The following is a 2750-nucleotide window of genomic DNA, read 5'->3' as shown; positions in this document are numbered from 1 at the left end:
CGACCTGTCCGGCGGCCAGCGCCGCCGCGAGTTCCACCAAGCCCAATTCGCCCACGGCCGCCATCGTCATGTGATTCCCGTCTCCCTGATATCCCATTCGCAAGGTAGCGCGATTCTGGTCACACGTCCAATGCGTCCGCCCTCCCGTTCCCGCGCGCCGAGGGGGAACCGGTGGCGGCATCGCGCAAGAGGGTCCCGCCACCGGTTCCCCCTCGCGAACAGGAGCGCGACTCGCCGGGGTGCTGTTAACGGTGCGCGATCTTCCAGCGCCGGTAGGCGGCGGGCAGACAGCGGGCGCAGGGGCGGTATCCAGCGGCGACGGCGGTGCGATCGTCGGCGAAGAAGACGCGATGCCGTCGATAGTTCCCGTGGGCCAGAGCGCGCAGGGCGGACGGGCAGTCGAGGCGGCCGTAGATCCGCGCACGGCGATGTCCGCCGAGTGTTCCGGGGGTGGTGCTCGGGTACGGCTGCCCGTCCGCGCCTACGAGGATGTACGCCATGCCGCCACCTCCCACACGGTCTCCACGGTGGGCGGCTTCCCGCCGGCCCGTCGCGTCGTCGTGGCCCGGGCGGAGGCGGCGATCCGGTCTGTCGTGGCGACGCGGTCACCGGGTGGGGCGGTGGTTCGGTCTGTCGCGGCGATGCGATCACCGGGTGGGGCGGTGATCCGGTCTGTCGCGGCGATGCGATCACCGAGTGGGGCGGTGATCCGGTCAGCCGCCGGGACGCGGTCGCGGGCGGGCGATGCACCACTAGGCCGCGTCATGGAACACCAGGCCGAGAGTATGGCGGCGGCCCGAGCGCACGGTGCTCACACCGTGCCGCATGGGGCCGACCGACCATCCCCGGCTGGAGCGCACCGGCCGGTCGCGGGTGGTGAACACCAGCCCGTGGCCTTGCGGCAGGGCGGTCGCCGAACCGCGGGACTGGGCGCGCGGGCGCTGTTCGACCATGAGGAATTCGCCGCCGGTGTAGTCCACGCCGGGGCGGTCCAGGCCGATCACCACCTGGAGCGGGAACACCATGTCGCCGAAGACGTCTCGGTGCAGGGCGTTCCAGTCGCCGGGTCCGTAGCGCAGCAGGATCTGCGCCGACCGCGACTGTTCCGCGCGGTGGCACATAGCGATCCACTCCGGCAGCGAATCCGGCCAGGGCGCGGGCAGTTCCAGCCGCCGCGCCCACTCCCGGGCGATGGGGAGCAGTCGCGGATACAGCGCTTCCCGCAGCTCCCGCACCACCGCGGGCAGGTCGTGGGTGAAGTACCGATACTCGCCCGAACCGAACCGGTGCCGCTGCATGTTCACGGTGGTGCGGAACAGTTCGTCGCACTCGTACAGGCCGATGAGTGCCCGGCATTCGTCGGCGTCCAGCAGCGGCCCGGTGAGCGCGCTGCCGTACGCGTCGAGTTCGGCCGCGATACCGGCCCAATCCTGCTGTGCCACCGCGTATTCCCGCTGCGCGGCGGTATCGAGCCGGGTCGCGGTCATGCCGGTAGCAGCACGTGCTCGAGCTCCAGCAGCCGCTGCTTGCGCTGTAGCCCACCGGAGTACCCGGTCAACGCCCCGTTCGCGGCGATCACCCGGTGGCAGGGGCGGACGATGAGCAGTGGGTTCGCGCCGACGGCCGCGGCGACCACCCGCACCCGCTCCCGCCGTTCCCCCGCCCGCGCCGCGATCTCGCCGTAGGTGGCGGTGGAGCCGTACGGGATCTCCTCGACGGCCCGCCACACCCGCCGCTGGAATTCGCTGCCACCGCAGGCGAATTCGAGATCGAACCGGGTGCGTCCCGCATAGAAGTACTCCCGCAGCTGCGTGGTGACCGTGTCGAACGCCGCCGCGTCCGGGGTCCACTCGGGCAGTACGATCGCCCCGCCCTTCTGCCCCGGCACCGACACCGAGGCGAGCGCGACGCCCCCGCGCACCGGCTCCCCGACCAGCAGCAGTTCCCCCAGCGGGCTGTCCATTGTCGTGTAGACGGTCATGGCCGCCTCCTCTCACTCGTCGTTCCCCACCGACTCTGCCGCCCCGGCAACGACATGACTGGCGGAAATCAGACATGTCATTTCCCGGCTTCGATCCTGCGGTGAGCCGGATGGCGGTTTCCGAGCGATCCCGCCGTGCAATCCGGCCAGCCTCACCGCCCATGTTTACGAGCACCGTGCGGCGGCGCTCTGCCGCCCCCGGAACCCTGTGCCACCGATCCGACGCGTCGAACGAGTCCGGGTCGCCGCCGCTTACCCGGCTGTTCGTAGACCCGTGTCGTGCCGGGCGGCGGATCGTCGGGCCGCCGCGCGGCACGTCCCGTCGCGACTCGGCTCCGGCCGACATCGCGATTCGTCGGGGCGACGTGGGAGACTTACCCGCGTGCGTTTGTATCGGGACCATGCCGTGGTGGTGCGCCAGCACAAGCTGGGCGAGGCCGATCGCATCGTCACGCTCCTGACCCGCCAGCACGGGCTGGTGCGAGCGGTCGCCAAGGGGGCCCGGCGCACCCGGTCCAAGTTCGGGGCGCGGCTGGAGCCGTTCGCCTACGTGGACGTGCAGCTGTATCCCGGCCGCACCCTCGACACCATCACCCAGGTGCACACGGTGGAGGCGTTCGCCGCCGATATCGTCGCCGACTACGGCCGCTACACCGCCGCCTGCGCGGTGCTCGAGACCGCCGAGCGGCTGGCGGGCGAGGAGCGCGCCCCCGCCCCCCGCCTGCACACCCTCACCGCGGGCGCCCTGCGCGCCATCGCCGCCGCCCAC

At 71.8% G+C, this 2750-nt stretch carries 4 protein-coding genes; 1 reads left to right on the top strand and 3 read right to left on the bottom strand.

The genetic code is table 11. The annotated features are described in order from the left end of the window. Positions 1–245 precede the first annotated feature (245 nt). The 3 genes from QK444_RS35105 to QK444_RS35095 form a co-directional block, all read right to left on the bottom strand. Complete coding sequence (locus QK444_RS35105) at positions 246–500, bottom strand: Ada metal-binding domain-containing protein (RefSeq protein WP_282786294.1); 255 nt, start codon at positions 498–500, stop codon at positions 246–248. A gap of 252 nt (positions 501–752) precedes the next feature. Further along, a complete protein-coding gene (locus QK444_RS35100; RefSeq protein ID WP_282786293.1) occupies positions 753–1487 on the bottom strand; it encodes a 2OG-Fe(II) oxygenase in 735 nt (244 codons plus the stop codon). Continuing rightward, entirely contained in the window at positions 1484–1981 is a 498-nt protein-coding gene (locus QK444_RS35095) for a methylated-DNA--[protein]-cysteine S-methyltransferase (protein ID WP_282786292.1), read from the bottom strand. Before QK444_RS35095 ends, QK444_RS35100 begins: the two co-directional genes overlap by 4 nt. Before the next feature lie 382 nt (positions 1982–2363). Between QK444_RS35095 and recO the strand changes: the two genes are divergently transcribed. After that, the coding region (gene recO / locus QK444_RS35090; protein ID WP_282786291.1) for a DNA repair protein RecO at positions 2364–2750 on the top strand (387 nt) is incomplete at its 3' end.

The organism is Nocardia sp. CC201C (assembly GCF_030010695.1).
Taxonomy (GTDB): domain Bacteria; phylum Actinomycetota; class Actinomycetes; order Mycobacteriales; family Mycobacteriaceae; genus Nocardia; species Nocardia otitidiscaviarum.
Note: the sequence above shows the minus strand (reverse complement) of the source record. Positions and strands in the feature narration are given on the sequence as shown.

What these genes read in the sequence shown, in the direction of transcription:
- QK444_RS35105 (WP_282786294.1), bottom strand. Translation starts at nt 500, where the DNA reads ATGGCGTACATCCTCGTAGGCGCGGACGGGCAGCCGTACCCGAGCACC.
- QK444_RS35100 (WP_282786293.1), bottom strand. Translation starts at nt 1,487, where the DNA reads ATGACCGCGACCCGGCTCGATACCGCCGCGCAGCGGGAATACGCGGTG.
- QK444_RS35095 (WP_282786292.1), bottom strand. Translation starts at nt 1,981, where the DNA reads ATGACCGTCTACACGACAATGGACAGCCCGCTGGGGGAACTGCTGCTG.